This is a genomic window from Pseudomonas sp. NPDC088444, from assembly GCF_044900175.1.
GTDB lineage: Bacteria > Pseudomonadota > Gammaproteobacteria > Pseudomonadales > Pseudomonadaceae > Aquipseudomonas.
The window spans coordinates 262,500-288,728 of the sequence record NZ_JBJDNK010000002.1; the positions used below are offsets into that span (position 1 = coordinate 262,500).

At 61.5% G+C, this 26,229-nt stretch carries 23 protein-coding genes and 1 pseudogene; 14 read left to right on the forward strand and 10 right to left on the reverse strand.

The genetic code is table 11. The annotated features are described in order from the left end of the window. Positions 1-84 precede the first annotated feature (84 nt). Both ACI2KB_RS05665 and ACI2KB_RS05670 read right to left on the reverse strand, forming a co-directional pair. A complete protein-coding gene (locus ACI2KB_RS05665; RefSeq protein ID WP_404632774.1) occupies positions 85-477 on the reverse strand; it encodes a hypothetical protein in 393 nt (130 codons plus the stop codon). Between the two features lie 165 nt (positions 478-642). Continuing rightward, positions 643-1,470 (reverse strand): annotated as a pseudogene (locus tag ACI2KB_RS05670) (methyl-accepting chemotaxis protein); the annotation flags it as partial. 230 nt (positions 1,471-1,700) lie between these two features. Between ACI2KB_RS05670 and ACI2KB_RS05675 the strand changes: the two are divergent. The 4 genes from ACI2KB_RS05675 to ACI2KB_RS05690 all read left to right on the forward strand — a co-directional run bounded on the left by ACI2KB_RS05675 (position 1,701) and on the right by ACI2KB_RS05690 (position 6,298). Further along, positions 1,701-2,630, forward strand: a complete 930-nt coding sequence (locus ACI2KB_RS05675; RefSeq protein WP_404632266.1) for a LysR substrate-binding domain-containing protein — start codon at positions 1,701-1,703, stop codon at positions 2,628-2,630. Between the two features lie 223 nt (positions 2,631-2,853). Continuing rightward, positions 2,854-3,504: a ferritin-like domain-containing protein gene (locus tag ACI2KB_RS05680; protein WP_404632268.1), complete on the forward strand. Its 651-nt coding sequence runs from the start codon at positions 2,854-2,856 to the stop codon at positions 3,502-3,504. Positions 3,505-3,810: 306 nt separating this feature from the next. Further along, positions 3,811-5,247 carry a catalase gene (locus ACI2KB_RS05685; RefSeq protein ID WP_404632270.1) on the forward strand — a complete coding sequence of 479 codons (1,437 nt, stop codon included), beginning with the start codon at positions 3,811-3,813 and terminating at the stop codon, positions 5,245-5,247. 100 nt (positions 5,248-5,347) lie between these two features. Continuing rightward, on the forward strand, positions 5,348-6,298 hold the full coding sequence (locus tag ACI2KB_RS05690; RefSeq protein ID WP_404632272.1) for a VTT domain-containing protein: 951 nt from the start codon (positions 5,348-5,350) through the stop codon (positions 6,296-6,298). A gap of 152 nt (positions 6,299-6,450) precedes the next feature. Here the strand turns inward: ACI2KB_RS05690 and ACI2KB_RS05695 are convergent, their stop codons facing one another. The 5 genes from ACI2KB_RS05695 to ACI2KB_RS05715 are packed head-to-tail and all read right to left on the reverse strand — an operon-like array spanning position 6,451 to position 10,907. Beyond that, a complete protein-coding gene (locus ACI2KB_RS05695) occupies positions 6,451-7,191 on the reverse strand; it encodes an amino acid ABC transporter ATP-binding protein (RefSeq protein ID WP_404632274.1) in 741 nt (246 codons plus the stop codon). Next, positions 7,188-8,690 carry an argininosuccinate lyase gene (gene argH, locus ACI2KB_RS05700; protein ID WP_404632276.1) on the reverse strand — a complete coding sequence of 501 codons (1,503 nt, stop codon included), beginning with the start codon at positions 8,688-8,690 and terminating at the stop codon, positions 7,188-7,190. The genes ACI2KB_RS05695 and argH overlap by 4 nt, the downstream gene beginning before the upstream one ends. Positions 8,691-8,701: 11 nt before the next feature. Continuing rightward, on the reverse strand, positions 8,702-9,379 hold the full coding sequence (locus ACI2KB_RS05705; RefSeq protein ID WP_404632278.1) for an amino acid ABC transporter permease: 678 nt from the start codon (positions 9,377-9,379) through the stop codon (positions 8,702-8,704). Positions 9,380-9,386: 7 nt separating this feature from the next. After that, a complete protein-coding gene (locus ACI2KB_RS05710) occupies positions 9,387-10,049 on the reverse strand; it encodes an amino acid ABC transporter permease (protein ID WP_404632280.1) in 663 nt (220 codons plus the stop codon). A gap of 12 nt (positions 10,050-10,061) precedes the next feature. Further along, positions 10,062-10,907 (reverse strand): transporter substrate-binding domain-containing protein, encoded by an 846-nt coding sequence (locus ACI2KB_RS05715; RefSeq protein WP_404632282.1) that lies wholly within the window; start codon positions 10,905-10,907, stop codon positions 10,062-10,064. A gap of 230 nt (positions 10,908-11,137) precedes the next feature. On the opposite strand from ACI2KB_RS05715, the gene ACI2KB_RS05720 reads away from it, so the two are divergent. Next, positions 11,138-12,043 carry a LysR substrate-binding domain-containing protein gene (locus ACI2KB_RS05720; RefSeq protein WP_404632284.1) on the forward strand — a complete coding sequence of 302 codons (906 nt, stop codon included), beginning with the start codon at positions 11,138-11,140 and terminating at the stop codon, positions 12,041-12,043. Positions 12,044-12,267: 224 nt separating this feature from the next. Here the strand turns inward: ACI2KB_RS05720 and hemB are convergent, their stop codons facing one another. Then, positions 12,268-13,242 carry a porphobilinogen synthase gene (hemB, locus tag ACI2KB_RS05725; protein ID WP_404632286.1) on the reverse strand — a complete coding sequence of 325 codons (975 nt, stop codon included), beginning with the start codon at positions 13,240-13,242 and terminating at the stop codon, positions 12,268-12,270. A gap of 234 nt (positions 13,243-13,476) precedes the next feature. On the opposite strand from hemB, the gene ACI2KB_RS05730 reads away from it, so the two are divergent. After that, on the forward strand, positions 13,477-14,733 hold the full coding sequence (locus ACI2KB_RS05730) for an MFS transporter (protein WP_404632288.1): 1,257 nt from the start codon (positions 13,477-13,479) through the stop codon (positions 14,731-14,733). Positions 14,734-14,740: 7 nt separating this feature from the next. Here ACI2KB_RS05730 and ACI2KB_RS05735 read toward each other — a convergent pair whose 3' ends face one another. Further along, positions 14,741-15,274 carry a GNAT family N-acetyltransferase gene (locus ACI2KB_RS05735; RefSeq protein WP_404632290.1) on the reverse strand — a complete coding sequence of 178 codons (534 nt, stop codon included), beginning with the start codon at positions 15,272-15,274 and terminating at the stop codon, positions 14,741-14,743. 111 nt (positions 15,275-15,385) lie between these two features. Between ACI2KB_RS05735 and ACI2KB_RS05740 the strand changes: the two genes are divergently transcribed. From ACI2KB_RS05740 to ACI2KB_RS05765, 6 genes are all read left to right on the forward strand, one after another. Further along, a complete protein-coding gene (locus tag ACI2KB_RS05740) occupies positions 15,386-16,324 on the forward strand; it encodes a class I SAM-dependent methyltransferase (RefSeq protein WP_404632292.1) in 939 nt (312 codons plus the stop codon). Between the two features lie 145 nt (positions 16,325-16,469). Continuing rightward, the gene (locus tag ACI2KB_RS05745) at positions 16,470-17,174 is read left to right on the forward strand and encodes a response regulator transcription factor (RefSeq protein WP_404632294.1); all 705 of its coding nucleotides are present in this window, start codon (positions 16,470-16,472) and stop codon (positions 17,172-17,174) included. Then, the gene (locus tag ACI2KB_RS05750) at positions 17,174-18,511 is read left to right on the forward strand and encodes a histidine kinase sensor domain-containing protein (RefSeq protein WP_404632296.1); all 1,338 of its coding nucleotides are present in this window, start codon (positions 17,174-17,176) and stop codon (positions 18,509-18,511) included. Before ACI2KB_RS05745 ends, ACI2KB_RS05750 begins: the two co-directional genes overlap by 1 nt. 361 nt (positions 18,512-18,872) lie before the next feature. Continuing rightward, complete coding sequence (locus tag ACI2KB_RS05755; protein ID WP_404632298.1) at positions 18,873-21,113, forward strand: TonB-dependent siderophore receptor; 2,241 nt, start codon at positions 18,873-18,875, stop codon at positions 21,111-21,113. A gap of 18 nt (positions 21,114-21,131) precedes the next feature. After that, positions 21,132-22,019 (forward strand): alpha/beta hydrolase, encoded by an 888-nt coding sequence (locus ACI2KB_RS05760; protein WP_404632300.1) that lies wholly within the window; start codon positions 21,132-21,134, stop codon positions 22,017-22,019. A gap of 159 nt (positions 22,020-22,178) precedes the next feature. Continuing rightward, on the forward strand, positions 22,179-22,400 hold the full coding sequence (locus ACI2KB_RS05765) for a DUF2970 domain-containing protein (protein ID WP_404632302.1): 222 nt from the start codon (positions 22,179-22,181) through the stop codon (positions 22,398-22,400). 1 nt (position 22,401) lies between these two features. Here ACI2KB_RS05765 and ACI2KB_RS05770 read toward each other — a convergent pair whose 3' ends face one another. Further along, entirely contained in the window at positions 22,402-23,490 is a 1,089-nt protein-coding gene (locus ACI2KB_RS05770) for an ABC transporter substrate-binding protein (RefSeq protein ID WP_404632304.1), read from the reverse strand. A 557-nt stretch (positions 23,491-24,047) separates the two neighbouring features. Between ACI2KB_RS05770 and ACI2KB_RS05775 the strand changes: the two genes are divergently transcribed. Together ACI2KB_RS05775 and ACI2KB_RS05780 are read left to right on the forward strand one after the other, a co-directional pair. Then, the gene (locus ACI2KB_RS05775; protein WP_404632306.1) at positions 24,048-25,706 is read left to right on the forward strand and encodes a nitrite/sulfite reductase; all 1,659 of its coding nucleotides are present in this window, start codon (positions 24,048-24,050) and stop codon (positions 25,704-25,706) included. After that, on the forward strand, positions 25,690-26,184 hold the full coding sequence (locus ACI2KB_RS05780) for a DUF934 domain-containing protein (protein ID WP_404632310.1): 495 nt from the start codon (positions 25,690-25,692) through the stop codon (positions 26,182-26,184). Before ACI2KB_RS05775 ends, ACI2KB_RS05780 begins: the two co-directional genes overlap by 17 nt. The last annotated feature ends 45 nt before the right edge of the window (positions 26,185-26,229 follow it).

The window sequence follows — 26,229 nt, forward strand, 5'->3', positions numbered from 1 at the left end:
TTTGTGGGAGTCGGCTTGCTGGCGAAAGCGCTGGGTCAGCCAGAAGCGTACTGCCTGACAGGTCGCATTCGTCCTCAACCCTGCCTACAACAACGCCGACAACCGCACATCTGCCGCCAGCACGCGGTGCAACTGACCATTGGCCGCAAAGATCGGCACTGAGACCGTGACGCAGAAGGCATCGGTGGCCGAGGAGCGATACACCGGGGTGATGTGGCTGGTGAGCTGCTCGGCCACCTCACGGAACCACGGGCGTTGTGCCCAATTCCGTCCCTTGCAGCTCGGCGCCTTGCTGTCGGTGTCCAGCCCGACGTTTTCGCTGATCTGCGTGCCGTTGCGATCCACCATGTAGAACAGCTCGAAACGCTGATCCCGCAGCAGAGTGTCGTGCATGAAACGCTCGGCGGTCTGAACATCGCCGTTCATGGCCGCCTCACTGCCCAATCGCTCGACGCTGTGCTGGATGGCTTTGTGCATCTCCAGACGAAACCCGCCCAGCCCGTTCAACAGATGATCGCCACTGCTGCGCACTGCGTCGCTGTGGGTCAGCACCTGTCCGGCGTTGCTCAGCAGTTCGGCGGCCACCCCGGCGATGTTCTGCACATCGCGGTTGATGGCGTGCACGGCGATGCCGATGTGTTCGGTGCCCGACGCGATGTGGCCGACGCGCTGATCCAGTTGGTCCATGGCCGACTGAGTGCTGAGCAAGTCCTCGCCCATGCGGGTCATGCCGTCACGGCCGTCGGCGACCGCGGCGTGCATGATTTTCCCGGCAGCGCCCAACTGATCCATGTCCGCCCGGAAGCGCTCGATGATCTGGCTGACGCGGGCCGTGGATTCAGTAGTGTGCCCCGCCAGTCGCCGCACTTCATCGGCGACCACGGCAAAGCCCCGCCCATGCTCCCCCGCACGGGCCGCTTCGATGGCCGCGTTCAGCGCCAGTAAGTTGGTTTGTTGAGAGATGCTGGCAATCACGCCCAGCACCTGGCTGACCTCTTCAAGCTGACCGAACAACTGGCCGATCACCGCTTCCAGCTTCTGCTCACTGGCGCCAATGGCGTCGACCTGCCCGAGCACTTGCTCGCCGGTCTGCTGGCACTGGCGCAGGGTTACGGTCACTTCACTGGAGAGCTTCGCCACCTGCGCGGCGCCAGGCACCAGTTCGGTGTCCAGCGAGGTGCTGACCTGTTCACTGGCGCTGGCGATCAATTCCGAAGCCTGGGCTAACATCTGTCCGCTCTGCTCGGTGGCGCGGGCGATGCGCGCCAGCTCAGGGGCATGGGCGGCAATGTCCACCGACGCCGCCAGGCTCTCACCCAGGCGCTGATGCAGGGTCTTGCTGAAGCCGTTCAGACGGGCATTGAGCGGCGAATGCTCGGACAGTTGCACGGTCAGGTCCAGATCCTCGAACAACAGGTTCAGGGCATCATCGTCATGGGCCCGGCGTTTGTTGGCGCGCAGTGAAAACATTCGGCATCTCCCTCCATGTGTACGACGAACGTTGCAAGCAGAGTGCCATCAGTGACGCCCCATGATGGCGGGCCGCTGGGAACGACTGTCACTGAAAAATGCCCGATTTTCGACGTTAACCCCTCTGCGCCAGCCGTTTTTGGTGCACGCTCGTCAATGCCCCTGCGCGAGTGCATGTAAACTTCGATCGCCGCATCCCTGCCCTTTTCCTGCCTTTGGAGCTGCACCCCGTGGAACTACGCCAACTGCGCTACTTCGTGAAGATCGTCGAACTGGGCAGTCTCGGGCGAGCGGCGCTGGAACTGGACGTGGGGGTCTCTGCACTGAGCCAGCAAATCGGCAAGCTGGAAAACGAGTTGAGCACTCGCCTGCTCAATCGCACCACCACGGGGGTCACGGCCACCAGCGCAGGACTGGCGTTTCTGCACCACGCTCAACTGACGTTGCGTCAGGCCGAGAACGCCGTGCTGGCCGCCCACCGAGGGCGCATGAGCGGCTACGTCAGCGTTGGCCTGCCGCCCACCACCGCGACGGTCCTGGCGCTGCCGTTGATCGATGCCATGCGCGAGCGTTATCCGGACATCCAGTTGCACTTGGTGGAAATGCTCTCGGGACACCTCGCCGCTCAGCTCAACGCGCGGCAGATCGACCTGGCGATCCTGTTCCAGCTTGAAGGAGGCAAGCGCTGGAGTGTCACACCGCTGCTGGATGAAAAGCTGTTCGTCATTGCTTCCCCTTCACTGCCTGATGCTCCTTGCGGCGACAGCGTGCATCTGGCCGAGCTGGGCAACCTGCCGATGGTCGCGCCCAGCGCACAACACGGCCTGCGCTCGACGTTGATGACCGCTTTCGAGCGCGCAGGTGTGGTGCCCAACATCATCATGGAAGTGGACGGCCTGGCGGTGCTGATGAACGCCGTTCGCGCCGGGCACGCGGCGACCATTCAACCTGGTGCCGCCGCCGCACTCAAGGGCGAATCGGGCCTGTCGCTGGTGCAGATCGCCGACAGCCATGTCGGGCGGCGCAATCTGCTGGCGACCCTGAGCGATGATGAATTGTCACCGGCAGCGCTGGCGACCCGTGTCGTTATCACCGACGTTGCGCGACAACTGGTCAACAACCAGCAATGGCCGGGGGCGAGCTGGATCGGAGAAAGCTGATCCGCCGCCACGCTGCCCCCTGCGCAAGACACCTGGCCCCAAACCATCGTATGAGGGGCAAAAACCTCCGTATCAGCGTGCAGTACCAAGGTACAAGTGACGTCAGCCCTCGGCAGGCATACCTTGGAGCCATTCCTGTCACCCGGTGCTGATCGCTCTTCAAGCCGTGGGAAACAGGCCGTACCGGACAGGCCCGTCGAAGAACACTGTGAGGAGATTCACCATGTTTTCCGAAACCGATCCCAAACGTGAGCTGCACGCAGAATTCGCCGCCGACGCCCATGGTCTGCACAGCACCCTGCTGGGCGAGGAACGCGCGCTGTTTCTGCAACTGCTGGATGAACATTTGCGCACAACCGAGCAAGTCTGGGGGTTTGCCCGAGAAGTACGCTGGCGTCTGCGCAAGCTGAACTATCAGGCGATCAAGGAACTGTTCAAGGGTCTGGATCAATCGACCCAACAGTACGTCACGTTTTTGCATACCCGCATCCAGAGTCTGGGCGGCGGGCTGAATCAGGACACCCTGCCCGCCGTCCAGCAGGCAGACGCCGAACAGGCACCCGGTTTTCGGGAGTGCTTCAAAGAGATTCACCAACTGGCGCAGCACCTTGAAACGCTGGTGGAACGCACCCAGCGCTTCATGGACCGCGCCGTGGACGCCGGCGATTACGCCACGGCCAATCTGGTCAGCGAGGTGCTATATCGCGCCAACCAGTTGATTTGCAAGATCCGGATGGACATCCCGTCCGGAGCCTCGTTCACCAGCGAATGCCGTCAGCCGAGCCGTCCTCACACGTGGTTCTCCACGATGGAGGTGTGGGCGCACAGCCCCGGTCTGATTGCGGTCAGCGCGGCCGAGAGTTATCGCTTCTAAGCCTGTTTTGTGTCACCGGACTCTCCTCTCTTTGGCGCCCTGCGGGGCGTCTTTTTTATTGAAATGAACATCGAAATATAAATTTTTTACGCTGACACGTTCGTATCACACAACACGTACTACGCTGACTCAACCCTGCTGCGACGAACCTTTCCACTTGCCTGGAATTTTTTGCTGTCGCAACAGGTACGAACGCTTTAGCTAGCCCGTCGACGACACGACTGCAGGTTAAAAGAGGCGCACGAGCGTCCAATAAACCTGTTCTGCATTCATCAAGACTAACCGCCTCTTAACCGGAGCCTGATCATGAATAAACTCACCACTGTGGCGGGTGCACCCGTCGTTGATAACCAGAACTCTCAATCGGCTGGCCCCCGTGGCCCGTTGATGCTGCAAGACGTCTGGCTGCTGGAAAAACTGGCGCACTTCGACCGTGAAGTGATCCCGGAGCGTCGCATGCACGCCAAGGGTTCCGGTGCATTTGGCACCTTTACCGTGACCCACGACATCACCCAGTACACCAAGGCCAAGCTGTTTTCCGACATCGGCAAGAAGACCGATATTTTCATCCGTTTCTCCACCGTGGCCGGTGAGCGTGGTGCGGCCGATGCCGAGCGTGATATCCGTGGTTTTGCGGTGAAGTTCTACACCGAGCAAGGCAACTGGGACCTGGTGGGCAACAACACCCCAGTATTCTTCCTGCGTGATCCGCTGAAATTCCCGGACCTGAACCACGCGATCAAACGTGACCCGCGCACCAACATGCGCAGTGCCGACAACAACTGGGACTTCTGGAGCTCGCTGCCTGAAGCGCTGCACCAGGTCACCGTAGTCATGAGCGACCGTGGCCTGCCCAAGTCCTACCGCCACATGCACGGTTTCGGCAGCCACACCTTCAGCTTCATCAGCCCGAACAACGAGCGTTTCTGGGTCAAGTTCACGATGAAAACCCAGCAAGGCATCGAGAACCTCACCGATCAGGAAGCCGCTGATCTGGTGGCCGGTGACCGCGAGACTCACCAACGCGACCTGTACGACGCCATCGAAAACGGCGACTTCCCGCAGTGGAAACTGTTCGTGCAGATCATGCCGGAGAAGGACGCCAACACGTACAGGATCCACCCGTTCGACCTGACCAAAGTCTGGCCGCACGCGGACTACCCGCTGATCGAAGTGGGCACCCTGGAACTGAACCGCAACCCGGAAAACTATTTCCACGACGTGGAACAGGTCGCGTTCAACCCGGCCAACGTGGTGCCGGGCATCAGTTTCTCGCCGGACAAAATGCTGCAAGGCCGTCTGTTCTCCTACGGCGATGCGCAGCGCTACCGTCTGGGCGTGAACCATCACCAGATCCCGGTCAACGCGCCGCAGTGCCCGGTCAACAGCTACCACCGCGATGGCCAGATGCGGGTCAACGCCAACGGCGGCGGCACCATCGGTTACGAGCCCAACAGCAAGGGCGCATGGGTCGAGCAGCCAGACTTCTCCGAACCGCCACTGGAGCTGTATGGCGCGGCGGCGAACTGGGACTTCCGCAAGGACGACGATGACTACTACTCCCAGCCACGTGCGTTGTTCCGCCTCATGACTCCGGCCCAACAGCAAGTGCTGTTCGACAACACCGCGCGCGCGTTGGGCGACGCGTCGGCGCAGGTCAAACAGCGTCACATCGACAACTGCACCAAGGCCGATCCTGCCTATGGCGCGGGTGTGGCCGCGGCGATCGAGAAGCTGAGATAAGCGATAATCAGCGTTGACATCAAAAGGGGTTCAGGCCACGGTACTGAATCCCTTTTTTATTGAGCGCTGCCTGTGGCGCTCGTCGACCTGAGCCTTCGCCATGAACGAACTTCAGCAACTGAATGAAAGCCACGGCCTGTTGCTGGTGTTCGTCAACGTGTTGCTGGAGCAGATCGGCCTGCCGGTCCCGGCCTACCCCACACTGATCGTCACCGGGGCGCTGGCCATGCAAAGCAAGCCGCTGCTGGGCGCCGGGGTGTTGATCGCCATGCTGGCCTGCCTGATTGCCGACACCCTGTGGTATTTCGCCGGCAAGCGCTACGGCAGTGTGCTGCTCAAATCCATCTGCAAGATTTCCCTTTCTCAAGACACCTGCATTCGTCAGGGCCTCAACATCTACGACCGCGTCGGGCCTCGGGCCATGCTGCTGTCCAAATTCTTGCCCGGCGCCGGGGCGCTGGTCACGACGGTGGCGGGGATGAACGCCACGCCGTTCGCGCTGTTCATGCGTTACTCGCTAGCCGGTTCCTTCATCTGGGCAGGTTCCGCGCTGTTGCTGGGCATGCTGTTCACCGACGCCATCATTCCCCTGCTGAGCTGGCTGACCGGCTATCTGCCGGTGGCCATTGTCGCCGTACTGGTGGCGCTGGGCCTGTTCATCGGCTGGAAATACTGGAAGCGGCGTCGCCTGATGGTGCGCACCGCCAAAGTGCCGCGCATCACCGTGCCGCAATTGCTGGCCCTGCGCGACACCGACGACGCGCCGGTAATCATCGATGTGCGTCCGAAATTCCACACCGCCGTAGTCGAGGGCATTCCCGGCGCGTTGTCCATCAGTCTGGAGGAACCCCTCGATCCGTGGGTTCAGCAATTGGGCGATGTGGACATGGTGTTCTATTGCGCCTGCCCTAACGAACTCTCCGCCGCCTTGCTGGCAGAAAAACTGCGGGCGCGAGGGCTGACGCGAGGCAAGGCGCTGGTCGGTGGTCTGGACGCCTGGCGTGATGCGCAGGGTGAACAGGACGCCCCCGGCCAGACCGCAGCCGCCTGAATCACTGGCTATCGATTGACCGAGGCGTTTGCGGCGGACGTTGACATCAAAACATAAGCCCGCAGTATGGCTTGCCTGCGGTGGCGTCCTAAAATTCGCTGCCGCCGGCAAGCCGGACAGCTACAGGGTTCGCGGCGCTGGCGGCTTCTGAATCAATGCAACACACTCTGCAAAAACTGCCGCGTGCGGGGATGCTCCGGCGCGGAGAATATCTGCGCGGGCGGCCCCATTTCGACGATCTTGCCACCATCGAAAAACACCACCCGGTCCGCCACTTCCCGAGCAAAGCCCATTTCGTGGGTGACGACGATCATGGTCATGCCCTCCGCCGCCAGTCCTTTCATCACGCTCAGCACTTCACCAACGGTTTCCGGGTCCAGTGCCGAAGTCGGCTCATCGAACAGCAACAGACGCGGCTTCATCGCCAATGCCCGCACGATCGCCACCCGCTGTTGCTGGCCGCCGGACAGCTCGCTCGGATACCCATCCGCTTTGTGTTTCAAGCCTACTCGATCCAGCAACGCCAGCGCCGTGGCCTGAGCGTCCGCCTTGCTCACGCCCTTGACCTTGACCGGCGCCAGAATCATGTTGGCCATGACCGTCATGTGCGGAAACAGGGTGTAATCCTGAAACACCATGCCGATGTCCTCACGCAGCCGGGCCATGGCTTTGCGGTCGTCAGCGCGAACCGACTCGCCGCCGTCCACCACCACGCTGCCCGCCGAAGGCTCTTCCAGGCTGTTCAGGCAGCGAATGAAGGTCGATTTGCCGGAGCCGCTGGGACCGATGATCACCACCACCTCCCCTTGCGCCACATCCAGGTCCACGCCCTTGACCACCTCCACCGAACCGAAATGTTTGTGCAGCCCACGTACCGTCAGCATGTTGTTCATAGGCCGGCCTGCGCGCGAGTGGCCGCCTGAAGTTTTTCCTGGGCGGCGATGAGGCGATCACGGCGGGCCTGATTGGCCTGACGCTCCAGTTGCAAACGCGCGTTGGCACGCAGCAGGCTCGGACGCAGCGACGACAGCGCAGGCCCACCCGACGAGGCACGGGACTGCACGTTGGCGGTTGGGTCGAGACACTCGCGAACCTTGTCAGCAGGCAGGTTCAGGGCGTGACCCACTTGCTCCATGGCACAGGCATCGACCATGTCGGTGTCAATGCGATGGGCCGGCAAACCGGCGTCCATCGCCATGCGCACGGCAGCGCCGACGATGTGATGGGCTTCGCGGAACGACATGTCTGCTTCGCGCACGATCAGGTCGGCCAATCCTGTGGCGGTCGAGAAATCCTCCCCGGCGCGCTTGACCGCCAATTCGGTGTTGGGCGTGGCGGTGCGCAGCACCAGTTCCAGCAATTTCAGGCAACGCAGGCTCTCTTCAGCCGCCTCCCAGAAGCCACGGGTGCCCTCGCGGTTGGCATCACCGGTGTGGGAGAAGTTGCTGCCCTTGACTGTCACGCTGGCTGCCATCAGCAAGCCAACAATATGTCCGGTGCGGCCTTTGAGGTATTCCAGCACCGTGGGGTTTTTCTTCTGCGGCATGATGCTGGAGGTCGCGGCGACGCTGTCCGGGAAGTCGATGAGGCTGAATTCGTGGGTGCTCCACACGAAATAATCCTGCGCTACACGGCTCCAGAACACCGACAGCAAGCTCAGGTGCGACAAGCTTTCAAGAATGAAGTCCCGCGAACCCACCGCGTCTAGCGCATTGTCCAGGTAACCGTCGAAGCCCAGCAATTCAGCGGTGCGCGCCCGGTCGATGTCGAACGGCGTACCGGCAAAGGCTGCTGCGCCCAGCGGACTTTGGTTCATGGATTCCAGGGTCTGGGTCAGACGCTTGCAGTCGCGCTCCAGCGCCTGCTCCACCGCCGACAGGTAATAGCCATAGGTGATCGGCTGCGCGGGTTGCAAATGGGTGTAACCGGGCATCACCACTTCAGCGAAGACTTCGGCGTTGTTCAGTGCGGTCTGGCGGGTCTGGATCAACAGATCGATCAGTTCCATCAGCACTTCACGGCAACGCAGGCGGTCCAGCGTGGCGAGGATGTCGTTGCGGCTACGACCGGTGTGCAGACGGCCGCCGACATCGGTGCCGATCTGCTCGATCAGGTGCGCTTCATAGTTGAAATAGGCATCTTCGCGGGACGGGTCGAGGGTCACCACACCCGGTCCTGCCGCTTCCATGTCCAGCACGCCTTTGGCCAGCGCTGTGGCGTGCTCGTTGCGGATCAGGCCCTGCTCGGCGAGCATCACGATGTGCGCTTTGTTGACGTTGCCCAGGTTGAGGAAACCGTTGGCAAACCCTTCCAGACGGGGCCGATAGATGTACTCGTTGACCTCAGGGGCGGTGGCTTCTTTCAAGCGACGACTGACTTTGGACTCTTGCATGATCAAACCCTTTAACGAGTGGCGCGCATCGCTGGGCGGCCCAGGCGACGTTCGAGATAACGGCTGAGCCAGCTCAGCAATGAACAGATGGCGAAGTACACCAGCAACACCGCGCCATAGACGGCGAATGCGGGGCTGACGCCGGTCATGACCGTAGAGCGTTCGACGATGATCTGGCCGACCTTGAGAAACTCACTGACGCCCACCAGTGCGCCCAGCGAGGTGGCCTGCACCAGCATGGTCAGAAGCCCGGTGTACGCAGGCAGAATCGCCTTCATCGATTGCGGGGCAATCACGTGCAGGTAGATCTGCCAGGGGCGCAGGCCGAGGGTCCAGGCGCTTTTCCACTGGTGCCGGTTGACCGACTCCAGCCCGCCGCGAACGATCTCGATGCCGTTGGCGCTGCCCCACAAGGTCAACCCGGTGACCACCGCTGCAAACGGACTCAGGTCAAGGCCGAACATCGGCGCACCGAAGAAGATGAAGAACACGTTGACGATCAGCGGAATCGAGCGGAACAGCTCGACATAGCCGTGAATCGCCCACCACAGCACGCGGTTTTTCAGGGTGGCGAGGACGCCGAACACCGCCGAAATGAGCGTGGTGAACAGCAGGATCACCAGCGCCAGGCGCACGGTCATCCAAAGCCCCTTGAGCACGAAACCCCAGTTCTCAATCAAAAAATTCATCGGGGCCTCAGTGCCTGAACGGCCGTTGCAGGTGGGCGGACAGACGACCGGTCGCCAGCGACAGAATCGCCACCAGCAGCAGGTACATCACACAAATCGCACTGAACATCTCTATGGCGCGGAAATCCGTGGCAATGCGGTCCACCGCCACGAAGGTCAGCTCAGCCAGCCCGATGGCCTGCAGGTACGACGAGTTCTTCAGCAGCGAAATCGAGGTGTTGAGCACCGCAGGCAGGCTGGTGCGAAAGGCAATCGGCAAGGCCACCAGATAGAAGTACTGGTGCGTTTTCAAGCTCAGGGCCATGCTCGCCTCACGCATCTTGTGCTCCACCGTGGCCAGCCCGCCGCGCATGTTTTCCACCTGATAGGCGCCCGCCCACAGCGACAGGCACAGCACGCCAGACCAGAACAGCGACAGCTCCATGCCGATCGCAGGCAGCCCGTAGAAGATGAAAAACAACTGCACCAGAATCGGCGTGTTGCGGATCAGCTCGACGTACAGCACCACGATCTGCGACAGCAGCGGGATGCGGAAGGCCCGCACCGCGCCGCCCAGCACGCCGATCAACAGCGAGCAGCCGATGGCCAGCAGCGAGACCCGCAGCGTCATCAACACGCCGTCAAGCAAGGCGGGCCATTGCGCCAACAGGTAATTGAAATCGAAATCCATGACGGCGCCCGATCAGAGTTTTTCTTCAGGCTTGGCCTGTTCGAACACGCTCAGGTAGTAGCTCTGGATGTTCTCGGGCACGTATTGCTGAACCCAACCACGGAACAACTTCTCTTCGTGCATTTTGGCCACGGCGGCGCTCAGGTAGTCACGAAACGCTTCGTCGTTCTTGCGCACGCCAATGGCCGCGTCGGAAATCTGGAACGGTTCGTTGATCAGGCGCGCGTCGCCGTCGTTGGCAGCGACCACCACCAGCGTCGCGGCGTCGTGGGTGTAGGCGTCGGCGCGGCCTTGGCGGAAGGTCTGCAAGGCGTCGGCGGCGCTGTTCATGCGCAGGGTCTTGACCTCGGGCATGTGGTCTTCGAACCACTTGGCCTGCACCGAGCCTTTGAGGGTGGCGAGGGTCTTGCCGTTGAGGTCTTTGATGGATTTGATCGGGCTGTCTTTCTTGACCACCACGTCACTGGCGCCCCAGCGATATGGCGTGGTGAAGTCGATGACCCGCTGACGTTCCGGGGTGACGCCCAATGTCGCGATGAGGAAATCGACCTTGCGGCCCAGCAGTTGCGGCACGCGGTTTTCAGCGGTGACGCAGGTGAAGGTCACTTTGTCCTTGGAGCCAAGGGCCCAAAGCGCGATCTGCCTGGACATTTCCACTTCCACCCCGGCGAAATCGCCGTTGCCGTTCTGGAAGCCGTAAGGGGGTTGGTCGCAACGCACACCGGCACGCAGTTGACCGGCTTCCTTGACTTCATCGGGCACGGGCGGAAGGTCCACCGCCCAGGCGCTTGCCACGCCAGCGAGAGAGACACATGAGAGCGCCACAGCACGAACGAGCACATTCAACGAAAACGACATATTGCCTCCTGGTTGGCTACCAGCGCGACGACGCACCGCGGGTCATCGCGCGACGATTTCAAGGGCAGATTTTTTTGAGGGTCATGCAGCGCGGTATGGAGTGAGTAGGGCGCGCCTGAGCACCGTGTCCGTCTGCGCGAACTGTCGGTGTCGAAAACAGTTATAAAGCCTCTGGCTCATGCCAACAAATGACAATACATTGGTCGTCCATACCAAATTGATATGCCCTCATGAACTTCAAACAAGTCGAAGCCTTCCGCGCCGTGATGTTGAGCGGCTCGATGACCGCCGCTGCCGAGTCCCTGCACACCTCGCAACCCAACGTCAGCCGCCTGATTGCGCAACTGGAACGGGGCAGCGGCTTCAAGCTGTTCGAGCGTGTCGGCGGGCGGTTGCTGCCCACCGATGAAGGCGCGGCGTTGTTCGATGACGTGCAACGGGCGTTCATTGGCTTGCAGAGTCTTGAGAAGTCGGCGCAGAACATTCGCCGGGGCGGGACGGGTCAGTTGCGCATTGCGGCGGTGCCTTCGCTGTCACTGACGTTGCTGCCCAAAGTGATACAGCGCTTTCGTCAGGAGAACCCGGAAGCGGTGATCTCGATTCACACCAACGACTCACCGATGGTGGCGCATTGGGCGGCCTCGCAGTTCTGCCACGTGGGGCTGGCCTCCTATGTCGGTGAAGGCATGCCGGGGGTGCGCACGCGCAAGATCTGCGACGTGCCGGGGGTGTGCGTGTTTCCCAAAGGCCATCGGCTCGCCGCGCTGACGTCGGTGAAGCCGGAGGATCTGCACGGCGAGGAGTTCATCTCGCTGTCGCAGAACGACGGCTCGCGCACCCGCGTGGACCGTGCGTTCAGCGCCGACAAGGAATACCGCAAGCTGAACGTGGAAACGCCTTATGCGGCGACCGTTTGCTCGCTGGTGGCGTTGGGGCTGGGAGTGAGCATTGTCAGCCCGATGGTGGCGCGTGAGTACCTGCACATGGGCATCGAAACCCGCGCCTTTACCCCGCAGATCCGGTTTTCAACCTACCTGCTGCTGCCCGAAGACCGCCCGCAAAGCCTGTTGAGCCAGCGCTTTAGCGTGTTGATCGAGGAGATGCTCACCGAGGCGAGCAAGGAGTGGGAGGTGTGAAGCCTTCGTCCGAACGCGGCCCGAGCGGTCGTTCCGTTCCGGCAGTTTCCACAGAATCTGTGTAGGTCCTGAATCCATGGGTCAACATACATCACTGTGGGAGCCGGCTTGCTGGCGAAGGCGTCGTGTCAGTCATCGAGATATCGACTGATGTACCGCTTTCGCCAGCAAGCCGGCTCCCACACGATGTGTGCCAACTTTACTAACTGGTCAAGCCAGCAGGATCAAATCCCCTGCAACGCGAGGTCCATCGCGAAATAGGTAAAGATCAAATCCGCACCGGCACGCTTGATCGCGCCGAGGCTTTCGCGCACCACGCGGCCTTCGTCGATGGCCCCGGCCTGAGCACCAAACTTGATCATCGCGTACTCACCACTCACCTGATACGCCGCCAGCGGCAGCTTCGAGGCTTCGCGGATGTCGCGGATGATGTCCAGGTACGCGCCCGCTGGCTTGACCATCAGCGCATCAGCGCCTTCGGCTTCGTCCAGCAGCGACTCGCGCAGGGCTTCGCGGCGGTTCATCGGGTTCATCTGGTAGGTCTTGCGGTCACCCTTGAGCGCCGAACCACCGGCCTCGCGAAACGGGCCGTACAGCGACGAGGCGAATTTGGTCGAATAGGCCATGATCGGCGTCTGGGTGAAACCGGCTGCGTCCAGTGCGGTGCGAATGGCCTTGATCTGGCCGTCCATGGCTGCCGACGGCGCAATCACGTCAGCGCCTGCGCGAGCAGCCATGACCGCTTGTTTGCCGAGGTTTTCGATGGTGGCGTCGTTGTCGACATGACCGTCGTGCAGCACACCGCAGTGGCCGTGGTCGGTGTACTCGCAGAAGCAAGTGTCGGACATCACGATCATTTCCGGCACCGCGTCTTTGATGGTGCGAGAGATACGCGACACCAGACCGTTTTCCTGCCAGGTGTCACTGCCCGTGGCGTCCAGGTGATGCGAAACGCCAAACGTCATCACCGACTTGATCCCGGCGCGGGCATAACGCTCGACTTCCTGGGCCAGCTTCGACTCGGGAATGCGGCTCACGCCCGGCATGCTGTTGATTGGCACGAAATCGTCGACTTCTTCTTCGACGAAGATCGGCAGCACCAGATCGTTCAGGGTGAATTCGGTTTCCTGGAACAGCGCGCGAAAGTTGGCATTGCTGCGCAGGCGACGTGGACGGGCGGCGGGAAACAGACTGGACATGGCAGTTCCTGATCAAAAATGGCGAAAAGCGACCCGCTTGATACCGCCAGGTCGTCATCAATGGCGCGAAGCTTATTCCTGCCCCGCTTCGGATTCAAATATCGGGGCGATAAAGACAATTGTCGTGCCCGCAACAATTCAGCGACTGGCATCGAACGAATTCACCGCCCCATCGGTCATTTATCGGAAGCAGCTTTCATTCCCGGCTGCGCGACCTCTGTGGCGGGGCCTGCCTTGAACACCTCTTCCGAACACCGTAACAACCGCTCGCTGGACGGCCTCAACTTCTTCCTCGCCGACGTGCGCGACGGGCTGGGGCCGTATCTGGCGATTTACCTGCTGGCGGCGCACAAGTGGGACCCGGCCAGCATTGGTCTGGTGATGACGATTGCCGGTATAGCCGCTTTACTCACCCAGACGCCAGCGGGTGCGCTGATTGACCGCACCCGCAGCAAGCGTCTGGTGGTGGTGATCGCAGCGCTGGTGGTGACAGCCAGTTGTCTGGTGTTGCCTTTCATCAGCAGCTTTACCTGGGTGGCATTGACCCAAAGCCTGAGCGCGATTGCCGGCTCCGTGTTCGCCCCGGCTATTGCCGCGATTTCACTGGGCATCACCGGCCCCAAGGCCTTTACCCGACGCACCGGGCGCAACGAAACCTGGAACCACGCGGGCAATGCCTGCGCGGCGCTGCTGGCCGGAGGCCTGTCCTGGTTGTTCGGGCCGATTGCGGTGTTTTATTTGATGGCGTTCATGGCGGTGGCCAGCGTGGTGGCAATCAGTTTCGTCGACGCGAACGCCATTGATCACGACGTCGCTCGGGGTTTCGACCCCGCGCGAGACAGCGCCCATGAATCACCCAGTGGCCTGTCGGTGCTGATGCACAACCGGCCACTGATGATCTTCGCCATCTGCTGCGGACTGTTTCATCTGGCCAACGCCGCCATGTTGCCGTTGGTCAGCCAGAAGCTCTCGCAGATCGACCTGAACCTGGCAACTCCCCTGACCTCGGCCTGCATCGTCGCCGCGCAACTGGTGATGGTGCCAGTGGCCTGGCTGGTGGGCGCCAAGGCCGACAATTGGGGGCGCAAACCGTTGCTGCTGGCAGGCTTCATTATTCTGCCATTGCGCGGCGTGCTCTATGTGCTCTCGGACAATCCGTGGTGGCTGGTGGGCGTGCAATTGCTGGACGGCATCGGCGCCGGGGCGTTCGGTGCGCTGATGCCGCTGGTGGTCAAGGACCTGACCCACGGCAGCGGCCGTTTCAACGTGAGCCTCGGGGCGATCTCAACGGTGTTCGGCCTCGGCGCCGCCCTGAGCAATGGACTCGCGGGCCTGGTGATCCGCGAAGCCGGGTACAGCGCTGCGTTCCTCACGCTGGCCGCCATCGCCGCGCTCGCGTTCGTGCTGTTGTGGCTCGGTGTTCCCGAAACAGGCAAGCGTGTGGAACCCGCGACGGAGGCAGGACTGCCCGGGGCAGCCGCAGGTTCTTGAAGCGTCGTCAACCTTGTGGATCGCTGCTGGCGCCCTCGCCCAGTTCGCGCTGCATGATCACCGTGTCGAGCCAGCGACCGTGCTTGAAACCCACAGACTGGAACACCCCGACAGTGCGAAAGCCCAGTCGCTGGTGCAGGCGAATCGAGGCGACGTTTTCGCTGTTGCCGATGATCGCGACCATCTGCCGCCGTCCATCGTCGGTGCATCGCTGAACCACCGCCTCAAGCAGCCGCTGGCCGATGCCCAGTCCTGCCATCCCCTCACGCACGTAGACCGAATCTTCGACGGTGAAGCGATAAGCCGGACGCGGCCGGTACAGGGTCGCATAGGCATACCCCACCACCTCGCCGTCGCGCTCGGCTACCAGATAAGGCAGCCCGTTACCCAGAATATCAGCGCGCCGTTGCAGCATCTGCGCCAGGCTTGGCGGGTCCAGCTCGAAACTGGCGGTGCCATGAATCACATGGTGCGCATAGATCGCCTGCACCGTTGGCATGTCGTCTTCGTGGGCGTTGCGCAGGATTAGAGGCGTTGACATGGACACTCTTCTTCAAAAATACGATAAGGGGTGGAGCACAGGATACTCATTCACCTAGTTCATTTGGGTTTAGAATGCCGCCCTTCTTCACTGCCGACCCTCGCCCTTCGAATGAACGCCGACGCACTCAACACCCTCAATGAGCACCTGCTCGCCGCCCTCGCCCCGGCACCTGCCGAAACCCGTCGCCTGTTCCATGGCCGTGGACGTCGCTGGCCAGGTCTTGAGCAACTGACGGTGGACTGGATGCAGGGCGTGGTGTTGGTGTCGCTGTTCAAGGAGCCAGCAGTCGATGATCTGGATGCCTTGAAACACCTGCTGACAGCACTGACTCAGACCCCGGTCTGGGCGAACAGCCAGGCCCGCGCCCTGTTGTTGCAACACCGCTACCTGCCCGACAGCACCACTGAAGCCCTGTTCGGCGAGATGCCGGAGCAATGGCAACTGAGCGAAGGCGGCCTGCGCTACCTCGTGGATTTCGGCAAAAAGCAGAACACCGGGCTGTTTCTCGACATGCGCCATGGTCGCGACTGGGTGCGGGCCAACGCCTGCGGTCAACGTATCCTGAACCTGTTTGCCTACACCTGCGGCTTTTCGGTGGCCGCCATCGAGGGCGGTGCGGCCTTCGTGGTCAACCTCGACATGTCCCGTGCGGCGCTCAACCGGGGTCGCGACAACCATCGCCTCAATGGCCACGACATGAGCAAGGTGCGCTTCCTCGACCACGAGCTCTTCAAATCCTGGGGCAAGGTGAAAAACGCCGGGCCGTATGATCTGGTGATCATCGATCCACCGTCGTTTCAGAAAGGCAGCTTTCTGTTGACCAAGGATTACCAGCGCGTGCTGCGCAAATTGCCCGAGCTGCTGACACCCGACGCAACGGTGCTCGCCTGCATGAATGACCCGGCGTTGGGGCCGGACTTTCTGATCGGTGAAATGGCGCGGGAGGCACCGGGGCTGCATTTCGAACAACGCATCGAAAACCCGCCGGAATTCGCCGACATCGAGCCGGAAGGCGGACTCAAGGCGTTGGTGTTTCGCCAGGGCTGAAACCCGTTTTGACGGGCCATGTACTGACAAACAGGGATCAGTGCCAGCCTCTCGACATCACGCAACGTTTGCGCAAACGGGTCAGGAATGCGATATTCTCAACCGCGAACGATTCTCATAAAGCCCTTTTCATCACAGCATTCCCATGACCCCGACTCTGCTGCTGGTCGAAGATGACGCGCGCCTGCGCCACGATCTGAACCTGCATTTTAAAAAGCGCGGCTTTGCCGTGACCGCCTGCCAGTCCGGCCATCAGGGGCTGGCCGCTGTGCGCAGCACCCGCTTCGATCTGGCCTTGCTGGACATCATGTTGCCGGGCATGGACGGCCTGTCACTGCTTGAAGCCTTGCGTGACGTCGATGACACCCCCGTGATGCTGATGTCCGCATTGGGCGCCGAGCAGGACCGGATCACCGGCTTCACCCGAGGTGCCGACGACTACCTGCCCAAGCCCTTCAGCCTCGCCGAACTGGATGTCCGCGCCAACGCGCTGATGCGCCGCATGGCGCGCACTCAGGTGGCCAAAGCACCTCGCGAAGAAGCCGCCGTACAATTCGATGACCACGTGCAGGATGTGGTTCATGATCAGCAACGCGCGGGCTTGACCCATTCCGAGTATCGTCTGCTGGTGACCCTGCGCGAACATGCCGGGGAAGCCCTGAGCAAATCGTTTCTCTATCAGCACGTCCTGCATCGCATCTACACCCGGCTGGATCGCGGGCTGGATGTCCACGTCTGCAACCTGCGGCGCAAACTGGCCGCCATCGGCGTGCAGCACCTGCAAATTCAGGCGGTCCGGGGTCAGGGTTATATCTTGATCGACGCGAACATCGACGTGAACGGGGCCTGATGCGCCGCCATCCTCTGCTGTGGAAGCTGGCGCTTCTACAGATTTCCTTCTGCCTGCTGCTGACCTGGATCATCTGGACCTGGGGCCTTTCGGCTGAGCGCAGCACTTACTTTCTGGATCAGGCCGACCGTCTTTACCTGGCCCGCTACGCGCAGCAGGCCGAAGGCATCTGGCACAACGAGGGCAATGCGGGCGTCGAGCGCTTCCGTCAACAACTGTCCCACGAAGAAGACACGTGGGTGGCGGTCATCGGGCCGCATCTGGAGAGCCTGGGCACCACGCCGCTGACAGCGCTGGAATCGAGCCATCTGACGTTCATGCGCAAGCTCGACTGGCCCATGAGCCGACGCCTTCAGGATGAGCTGCCGTTTGTCAGCATCGAGTTTCCCGACGCACCGGAGCAAGGCCGACTGGTGATGCAATTGCCCGAGCGTCTTTTGCCCACCGGCCTGACGCCCTGGACCCACGTGCTCAGCCACGGCGTGGTGCCGACCCTGCTCGCGGCGTTGCTGGGGCTTTTGATCTATCGCCATCTGGTGGTGCCGCTCAACCAACTGCGCGATCGCGCCGACAGCCTGCGGGCCGATGATCTGGACAGCGAAGGACCTGGCGTGCCCCTCATGGCGCGTCGCGACGAATTGGGCGAACTGGCCAGCGCGTTCGAGCACATGGCAGACCGTCTGCGCCAGAGCCTCAACCAGCAACGACTGCTGTTGCGCACTCTGTCTCATGAACTGCGAACGCCACTGGCGCGGCTGCGCATCGCTCACGACAGCGAGTTGCCCCCCGACCAATTGCGCGAGCGGCTGGACCGGGAAATCGGCGACATGCAGCGCTTGCTGGAAGACACTTTGGACCTTGCCTGGCTCGACACCGAACGCCCGCAACTGCCCACGGAGCCTGTGTTGATGCTGTCGATCTGGGAGGCGCTGTGTGAAGACGCCTGTTTCGAAAGCGGCTGGCCTGCGCAACGACTGATTTGCTTGCTGAGCACCGATTGCTGCGTGCAGGTGCACCTGGACAGCGTGGCGCAAGCGCTGGAAAACCTGTTGCGCAATGCGATCCGTTTCTCACCCGAAAACGGCAAGGTCACCCTCACCGGCTGGCGCGAGGATGATCACTGGCACCTGTGCCTGCAAGACGAAGGGCCGGGAGTGGCGGAGACGGATCTGGAGCGGATCTTCGTGCCCTATCAGCGACTGGACAACAACACCGAGGGCTTCGGCCTGGGCCTGGCCATCGCCCGCCGCGCGGTGCAATTGCAGGGCGGCAGGTTGTGGGCCAGCAATGGCGCGCCGGGGCTGATCATGCACATGACATTGCCAGTGGCGCGTTGAATATGGACCTCCCCACAGGCCCAGCGGCGAATAACAGATTTTGATCCAATCGGTCTTTGTGGGAGCCGGGGAGTGCTGGCGAATTCGCGCTGTCATTCAATACATCGGCGTCTGTCAAACCCTATTCGCCAGCAAGCCGGCTCCCACAGCGATCGCGTCGGGTCCATTCCTCTTGTTCGCCACCGCACCTGTGGGAACCGCCTCTGGTGGCGAATGCAGTTGACCAGCCAACACTGAATTTCCCGCAGATTCAGCGTCGGCCGCACTCAAATGTTTAGAAAGTTAATGCGCTTTACTCGCAAACGTCAGTCATTATCATCCGTGATCTTCTCGCGTCACGTCGTTCCCTCGGAGATCATCGATGTCGTTTCGTCCCCTGCCTGCCTTCATCCCGTTTGCGCTGCTGTCCAGTTGCCTGCTTGCCACTGCCGTGCACGCCGCTACCCAGCCTGACACTTCAACAGCGCTCCAGTTGCCCGAGCAGAACGTGGTCGCCACGGCGGAGGAAGAAATCAAACAGGCGCCCGGCGTATCGGTGATCACCGCCGAAGACATCAAGAAGCGTCCGCCGTCCAACGACCTGTCGCAGATCATCCGTACCATGCCGGGCGTGAACCTCACCGGTAACTCCAGCAGCGGCCAGCGCGGCAACAACCGCCAGATCGACATTCGCGGCATGGGGCCGGAAAACACCCTGATTCTGGTGGACGGCAAGCCGGTCGGCAGCCGCAACTCGGTGCGCTATGGCTGGCGCGGCGAGCGGGACAGTCGCGGCGACACCAACTGGGTGCCTGCGGAAATGGTCGAGCGCATCGAAGTCATCCGAGGCCCCGCCGCCGCGCGCTACGGAAACGGCGCAGCAGGCGGTGTGGTCAACATCATCACCAAAAAAGCCGGTGCCGAGACCCACGGCAGCGCCACGGTCTACACGTCGTTCCCCACCCACAAGGACGAAGGCGCCACCAAGCGCATGAACTTCGGCCTGAGCGGGCCGCTCACCGACACCCTCAGTTATCGGGTGTACGGCAACGTCGCCAAAACCGACGCCGACGATGCCGACATCAACGAAGGCCACGAATCCCTGCGCACCGGCAACCAGGTCGGCACCCTGCCCGCAGGCCGTGAAGGTGTGCGCAACAAGGACGTCAACGGCATGCTCAGTTGGCGCCTCACCCCGGAACAAACCCTGGAGGTCGAAGCCGGTTTCAGTCGTCAGGGCAACATCTACACCGGCGACACCCAGAACACCAACACCAACGCCACGGTGAACAGCCTGCTGGGTCACGAAACCAACCGCAGCTACCGCGAAACCTACTCGGTCACCCATCGCGGCGACTGGGATTTCGGCACCAGCCTGGCCTACCTGCAATATGAAAAAACCCGCAACCGGCGGATCAACGAAGGCTTGGCGGGCGGCACCGAAGGTATCTTCAGCAACAGCGATTTCTACACCGCCACCCTGCACGACCTGACCGCCCACGGCGAGGTCAACCTGCCGTTGCACGCAGGCTTCGACCAGACGCTGACGCTGGGTACCGAGTGGGTCGAGCAGAAACTCGATGACCCCAGCGCCAACACTCAGACCACCACCGAAGGTGGCGCCGTCAGCGGCCTGAGCAGCACCGGCCGTGACACCACCTCCGAAGCACACATTTTCTCGGTCTTCGCCGAAGACAACATCGAACTGTTCCCCGGCACCATGCTCACACCGGGCCTGCGCTTCGACCATCACGACATCGTCGGCGACAACTGGAGCCCGTCGCTGAACCTGTCCCACGCACTGACCGACACCCTGACCCTCAAGGCTGGTATTGCCCGGGCCTACAAAGCGCCGAACCTCTATCAACTGAACCCCAACTACCTGCTCTACTCCCGTGGCCAGGGTTGCTACGGCCAGACCACCAGTTGCTACCTGCAAGGCAACGACAGCCTCAAGGCCGAGACCAGCGTCAACAAGGAGCTGGGGATCGAGTACACCTCCAACGGCTGGGTCGCGGGTCTGACCTACTTTCGCAACGACTACAAGAACAAGATCGAGTCGGGGCTGAGCCCGATCAGCAGCGCCACCGGCGGCACCGGCACCTATGCCAACGCGGCGGTGTACCAGTGGGACAACGTGCCCAAGGCGCTGGTCGAGGGGCTGGAAGGCAACCTGACCATTCCGTTGGCCGAAGAACTGACCTGGACCAACAACTTCACCTACATGCTCCAATCGAAAAACAAGGAAACCGGTGACGTGCTTTCGGTGACGCCGAAGTACACCCTGAACTCGATGCTCGACTGGCAGGCCACCAACGACCTGTCGTTCCAGACCAGCGTGGCGTGGTACGGCAAACAGACGCCGAAAAAATACGACTACCACGGCAACCGTGTGACCGGCAGCGCCAACAACCAATTGTCGCCATACGCCATCGTCGGGGTCAGCGGCACCTACGCCATCACCAAAAACCTGAGCCTGACCACCGGCGTCGACAACCTGTTCGACAAGCGCCTGTTCCGTGAAGGCAACGCCCAGGGCGTGACCAACATCGACGGTGCGGGCGCCGCGACCTACAACGAACCGGGCCGCACGCTGTACACCAGCCTGACCGCATCGTTCTGATCCTAACGAGACCGCCTGATGAACGCGTTGATGAGACCTCTGGCGCTCGTCCTCCTGTTGACCGCACCGGGGCTGGCCACCCTGGCGCGGCCTGCTCCGGACCAGCCAATGGACACGCAGATCCTGCAACGCCAGGACCTGCCGTACACCTTCAATACCCTTGATTTCGACTCCGCAGACCGCCAGCGCCACTACCGCCTGTGGATCGGCAAACCGAACCGTCCGGCGCCAGCGCAGGGCTATCCTTCACTGTGGATGCTGGATGGCAATGCGGCCGTCGGTGCACTGGATGAAGACCTGCTCAAACGACTGGCCAAGGGGCGCGCACCGCTGCTGGTGGCCATCGGTTACCAGACGCCACTGCGCATCGAACGCAGTGCGCGTACGCGGGATTACACCCCGCTACGCAACGGTGTCGCGGAACAGAAAGACCCGCTGACCAACGTGCCCAGCGGCGGTGCCGACGCGTTTCTCGACCTGTTGCAGAACCGGATGCGTCCGCAGGTCCAGGAGCAGGTGAAACTGAACGCCCATGACCAGACACTGTGGGGGCACTCCTATGGCGGATTGCTGGTGCTGCACACGCTGTTCACCCGGCCACAGATGTTCAATCACTACGCGGCGGCCAGCCCGTCGTTGTGGTGGGATGAGCCGTTAATCACTGCCGAAAGCCAGCATTTGAAATCGCCCCACGCCAGCCTGTTGCTGATGCGTGGCACGGCAGAGCCTGCCACACCACAGGCCCCGCTTGCCGCCAAGCCGGATCGACTGGCCCGGCAAATGGTGGCGCGGCTGAGCAACGTAAAAGGCCTGAAACTGGAGTACCACGCCTTCGACGGCATGAGCCATGGCGAGACATTGCCCGCGTCGCTGCGCTACGTGATGGAGCGGGCGTACTGCCGATAACGCACCCATCATCCGTTCAGGTCACCCCGCCTTGTAGCCGTTCGGCATGCCGACGGTAGCGTCCTGAAATCGCCGCCGCCGACAAACCCGGCGGCTACGAAGCGCTCGCGCCATTCGCAACTATGCTTTCTTCAGCCCTTCGCACGCGCTGGAGCGAACATGACCACCCCCTCTGACGATCCAAAGCCCCCCACTTTCTGGCAGATGCTGCACAGCGTCATGGCCGCCGCGTTCGGCGTGCAAAGTCAAAAAAACCGCACGCGGGACTTCACCCACGGCAAGCCGTCACACTTCGTGATCATGGGCATTGCCTTCACCGCGCTGTTTGCGCTGGTGTTGATGGGCATCGTGCAACTGGTGCTCTATTTCGCCGCCCCCTGATTCAACGCAACGCCTCGGTCCGCACGAAGGGGTATTCGACACCCGCCGGGCTATGACCACCGACGAATTGACGTACGTCGATGCCATAGTCGTCCTGATTATTGGCCTGCATGAAGCGCGCACTGTCGCTGCGTTCGCGAATCTCCATCGCCCGCACGCGCCAATTTCCGATGGGCTGACGCGTGCGGCTATCGGCGCGATCGTAGTCATTGAGCAAGACCAACGCCCAGCCGCCCAAGGTGAAATGACCGCCGACCACTGCGTTCAGATGCCCTTCCAGCAAGGCCTGCAACGCGGCGGTGGAGTCGTTGATGGTGCCGATCAGCACGTCCTTGCCTGGCCGCTTGCCGGTTTCCCGGACCGCATCCATCACGCCATAAGCCATCAAGTCGCTGGCGGTCCAGATCAGGCTGACATTGGGATAACGCTTGAGCAGCACCTGCGCCTGTTCATACGCCCTGTCTCGCCGCCAGCCACCGAGCACGATCTGCCGAAGACGGATTTCAGGGTGCTCCGCCAGTGCGCGGTACAAGCCCTGTTCACGCTGGAGCGACACGGGCGTGGTGTTGGTGCCGGAAAACGCGATCATCTCTACCGGCTGGTCGGGGGCAGTCGGCGGGCGGGTTTCGATCAGCCGTCTGGCGATCAGGTAGCCGCCCTCCTCGTCATTGGCCACGACGCTGCCGAGAAAGTCTGGATAACGACTGCGCAGATCACCCAGAATGCTCAACTGGTTGGCGGTAAAGGTGTTGTTGACCGCCAACAGCTTCACCCCGCTGCCCAAGGACAAGCGCAGAATTTCCGGCGCAACGTTCAGCTCGTTGGAAAACACCAGATAGTCTGGCCGATCGGTGCCCTGTAGCGCTTCACGGGCGAACGTCAGCAGCATGCGGGTGTCGCGGTCGGTGTAATGAATGGTCAGTTGCATGCCCAGCCGATCAGCCGCCGCCTGCATGAAACGTGAATAGCTGTTCCAGTAGGGGTCAGGCGCCGATCCAGGGTTCAAAAACACCACGGACGCCGCCCACGCACCCCCACCCCACACCCAGCCCACGAGACATAAAAGGCAGCCACTGAAAAACCTGATCATGGACACCGAGCCTCACCGCCCCAAAGATAACGCCGACCTTCTTCAGGCCTGCTTATACCTTATCGGCTGCTCTCGGGTAAGTTGCACCCGAACGTGAAGCGAGGTGTCCGAGTTACTGGTGACTCACCCAGAAGACGGCGGCCCCCACGACAAGAATGATGAGAAACAGGATCGCCCAAGCGTCAACGTGACTGTCGGACTTGGCAGCTTTGGGATGGGATTTGCTCATTGCATCGCCTCTTTATCGTTCTTATGGGGATCGCAGATCAAGCCGACCAGAGACGGTTGACCCTGATCGCTCCCAGAGTAAAGTTGAGGCTTGTCCTTATTACAAGTGTGGGCATAAAGACCTGACGAAGCGCTTAGCACGTTCCGTTATTTGCTTATATTCAAACATCACTTTTGCGCATAACCGAAAACAGGTAACCTCCCCCCGGCCTCGTTGGAGGCTGCGCGACCGTGCGCGCAGATTTGTTGGGATGACCTGAATGCAGGCGGCACCGCATCGCCTCTCAGTTCATCCAAGCAGCAGTGAACCGCCTGAGAACAGGACCACCATGTACGTATACGACGAGTACGATCAGCGGATCATCGAGGACCGCGTCAAGCAGTTCCGCGACCAGACCCGCCGCTATCTGGCCGGCGAGCTGAGCGAAGAAGAGTTCCGCCCGCTTCGCCTGCAAAACGGCCTTTATATCCAGCGCTTCGCCCCGATGCTGCGCGTCGCTGTGCCTTACGGCCAACTGACCTCGCGCCAGACCCGCATGCTGGCGAAGATCGCCCGTGACTACGACAAGGGTTACGCGCACATCAGCACCCGCCAGAACGTGCAGTTCAATTGGCCTGCGCTGGAAGACATTCCCGATATTCTCGCTGAACTGGCCACCGTGCAGATGCACGCCATCCAGACCAGCGGTAACTGCCTGCGCAACGTCACCACGGACCAGTTTGCCGGCGTCGCTGCCGACGAGCTGGTTGACCCGCGCCCATGGTGCGAGATCGTCCGTCAATGGACGACCTTCCACCCCGAATTCGCCTACCTGCCACGCAAATTCAAGATTGCGATCAACGGTTCTACCTCCGACCGGGCCGCCATCGAAGTGCACGACATCGGCCTTGAGCCGGTGAAGAACGCCGCAGGTGAACTGGGCTTCCGCGTGCTGGTGGGCGGTGGCCTGGGCCGTACCCCGGTCGTGGGCGCCTTCATCAACGAGTTCCTGCCATGGCAAGACCTGTTGAGTTACCTGGACGCCATCCTGCGGGTTTACAACCGCTATGGCCGTCGTGACAACAAGTACAAGGCGCGGATCAAGATTCTGGTCAAGGCGCTGACGCCGGAAGTCTTCGCCGAGAAGGTCGAGGCGGAAATGGCCCACCTGCGTGGCGGCCAGACCACCCTGACCGAAGCCGAAGTGCATCGCGTGGCCAAGCACTTCGTCGATCCTGAGTACAAGACACTGCCTGATTTCAGCGCAGAACTTGCCGCTCTGGACAAAGAACACCCGGGTTTTGCCCGCTGGCGCACCCGCAACGTCCTGGCGCACAAGAAGACCGGCTACGCAGCCGTGACCTTGTCGCTCAAGCCGACCGGCGTGGCACCGGGCGACGTCACCGACAAGCAACTGGACGGCATCGCCGACCTGGCCGACCGCTACAGCTTTGGCCAGCTGCGCACCTCCCACGAGCAGAACGTGATTCTGGCCGACGTCGAGCAGAGCCAGCTGTTCACGATGTGGGGCGAGCTGCGCGAGCAAGGCTTCGCAACGCCAAACATCGGCCTGCTGACCGACATCATCTGCTGCCCTGGCGGTGATTTCTGCTCGCTGGCCAACGCCAAGTCGATCCCGATTGCCGAATCCATCCAGCGCCGCTTCGACGACCTGGACTACCTGTTCGACATCGGCGAACTGGACCTGAACATCTCTGGCTGCATGAACGCATGCGGTCACCACCACGTCGGCCACATCGGCATTCTGGGCGTGGACAAGAAAGGCGAAGAGTTCTATCAGGTGTCTCTGGGTGGCAGCGCCAGCCGGGACGCAAGCCTGGGCAAGATCCTTGGCCCGTCGTTCGCACAGGACGCCATGCCGGACGTGATCGAGAAGCTGATCAACGTCTACGTCGAGAAACGCAACGAAGACGAGCGTTTCATCGACACGTACCAGCGTATCGGCATCGACCCTTTCAAGGAGCGCGTCTATGCAGCGAATCATTAAGAACAACGAGGTCGTTGACGAGACCTGGCACCTGCTGCCCAAGGACACCACCCTTGACGGCCTGTCCAACTGCGACGACCTGATCGTGCCGCTGGCGCTGTGGCGTGACCACGGCCACGCACTCAAGGCTCGCGACGGTGGCCTGGGCGTGTGGCTGGACAGCGACGAAGAAGCTGAGGAAATTGGCGAGCACGTCAATGAGTTTCAGGTCATCGCCCTGAACTTCCCGGCGTTCACGGACGGGCGTAGCTACTCCAATGCGCGCCTGCTGCGTGATCGCTACGGGTTCAAAGGCGAACTGCGCGCCATCGGCGACGTGCTGCGTGACCAGTTGTTCTACCTGCGTCGTTGCGGTTTCGATGCCTTCGCGATTCGCGCGGACAAAGACCCGTACGAAGCACTGGAGAGCCTGAAAGACTTCTCCGTGACGTACCAGGCGGCGACCGACGAGCCATTGCCGCTGTTCCGTCGTCGTTGATTCGACGCTGATGGTCGAGTAACAAAAAGCCCCGACTTCTCACGA

What these genes read in the sequence shown, in the direction of transcription:
- ACI2KB_RS05750 (WP_404632296.1), top strand. Translation starts at nt 17,174, where the DNA reads ATGCGCCGCCATCCTCTGCTGTGGAAGCTGGCGCTTCTACAGATTTCC.
- ACI2KB_RS05735 (WP_404632290.1), bottom strand. Translation starts at nt 15,274, where the DNA reads ATGTCAACGCCTCTAATCCTGCGCAACGCCCACGAAGACGACATGCCA.
- ACI2KB_RS05680 (WP_404632268.1), top strand. Translation starts at nt 2,854, where the DNA reads ATGTTTTCCGAAACCGATCCCAAACGTGAGCTGCACGCAGAATTCGCC.
- ACI2KB_RS05705 (WP_404632278.1), bottom strand. Translation starts at nt 9,379, where the DNA reads ATGAATTTTTTGATTGAGAACTGGGGTTTCGTGCTCAAGGGGCTTTGG.
- ACI2KB_RS05720 (WP_404632284.1), top strand. Translation starts at nt 11,138, where the DNA reads ATGAACTTCAAACAAGTCGAAGCCTTCCGCGCCGTGATGTTGAGCGGC.
- ACI2KB_RS05760 (WP_404632300.1), top strand. Translation starts at nt 21,132, where the DNA reads ATGAACGCGTTGATGAGACCTCTGGCGCTCGTCCTCCTGTTGACCGCA.
- ACI2KB_RS05755 (WP_404632298.1), top strand. Translation starts at nt 18,873, where the DNA reads ATGTCGTTTCGTCCCCTGCCTGCCTTCATCCCGTTTGCGCTGCTGTCC.
- ACI2KB_RS05780 (WP_404632310.1), top strand. Translation starts at nt 25,690, where the DNA reads ATGCAGCGAATCATTAAGAACAACGAGGTCGTTGACGAGACCTGGCAC.
- ACI2KB_RS05665 (WP_404632774.1), bottom strand. Translation starts at nt 477, where the DNA reads ATGCACAAAGCCATCCAGCACAGCGTCGAGCGATTGGGCAGTGAGGCG.
- ACI2KB_RS05775 (WP_404632306.1), top strand. Translation starts at nt 24,048, where the DNA reads ATGTACGTATACGACGAGTACGATCAGCGGATCATCGAGGACCGCGTC.
- ACI2KB_RS05695 (WP_404632274.1), bottom strand. Translation starts at nt 7,191, where the DNA reads ATGAACAACATGCTGACGGTACGTGGGCTGCACAAACATTTCGGTTCG.
- ACI2KB_RS05690 (WP_404632272.1), top strand. Translation starts at nt 5,348, where the DNA reads ATGAACGAACTTCAGCAACTGAATGAAAGCCACGGCCTGTTGCTGGTG.
- hemB (WP_404632286.1), bottom strand. Translation starts at nt 13,242, where the DNA reads ATGTCCAGTCTGTTTCCCGCCGCCCGTCCACGTCGCCTGCGCAGCAAT.
- ACI2KB_RS05710 (WP_404632280.1), bottom strand. Translation starts at nt 10,049, where the DNA reads ATGGATTTCGATTTCAATTACCTGTTGGCGCAATGGCCCGCCTTGCTT.
- ACI2KB_RS05770 (WP_404632304.1), bottom strand. Translation starts at nt 23,490, where the DNA reads ATGATCAGGTTTTTCAGTGGCTGCCTTTTATGTCTCGTGGGCTGGGTG.
- argH (WP_404632276.1), bottom strand. Translation starts at nt 8,690, where the DNA reads ATGCAAGAGTCCAAAGTCAGTCGTCGCTTGAAAGAAGCCACCGCCCCT.
- ACI2KB_RS05715 (WP_404632282.1), bottom strand. Translation starts at nt 10,907, where the DNA reads ATGTCGTTTTCGTTGAATGTGCTCGTTCGTGCTGTGGCGCTCTCATGT.
- ACI2KB_RS05685 (WP_404632270.1), top strand. Translation starts at nt 3,811, where the DNA reads ATGAATAAACTCACCACTGTGGCGGGTGCACCCGTCGTTGATAACCAG.
- ACI2KB_RS05765 (WP_404632302.1), top strand. Translation starts at nt 22,179, where the DNA reads ATGACCACCCCCTCTGACGATCCAAAGCCCCCCACTTTCTGGCAGATG.
- ACI2KB_RS05740 (WP_404632292.1), top strand. Translation starts at nt 15,386, where the DNA reads ATGAACGCCGACGCACTCAACACCCTCAATGAGCACCTGCTCGCCGCC.
- ACI2KB_RS05745 (WP_404632294.1), top strand. Translation starts at nt 16,470, where the DNA reads ATGACCCCGACTCTGCTGCTGGTCGAAGATGACGCGCGCCTGCGCCAC.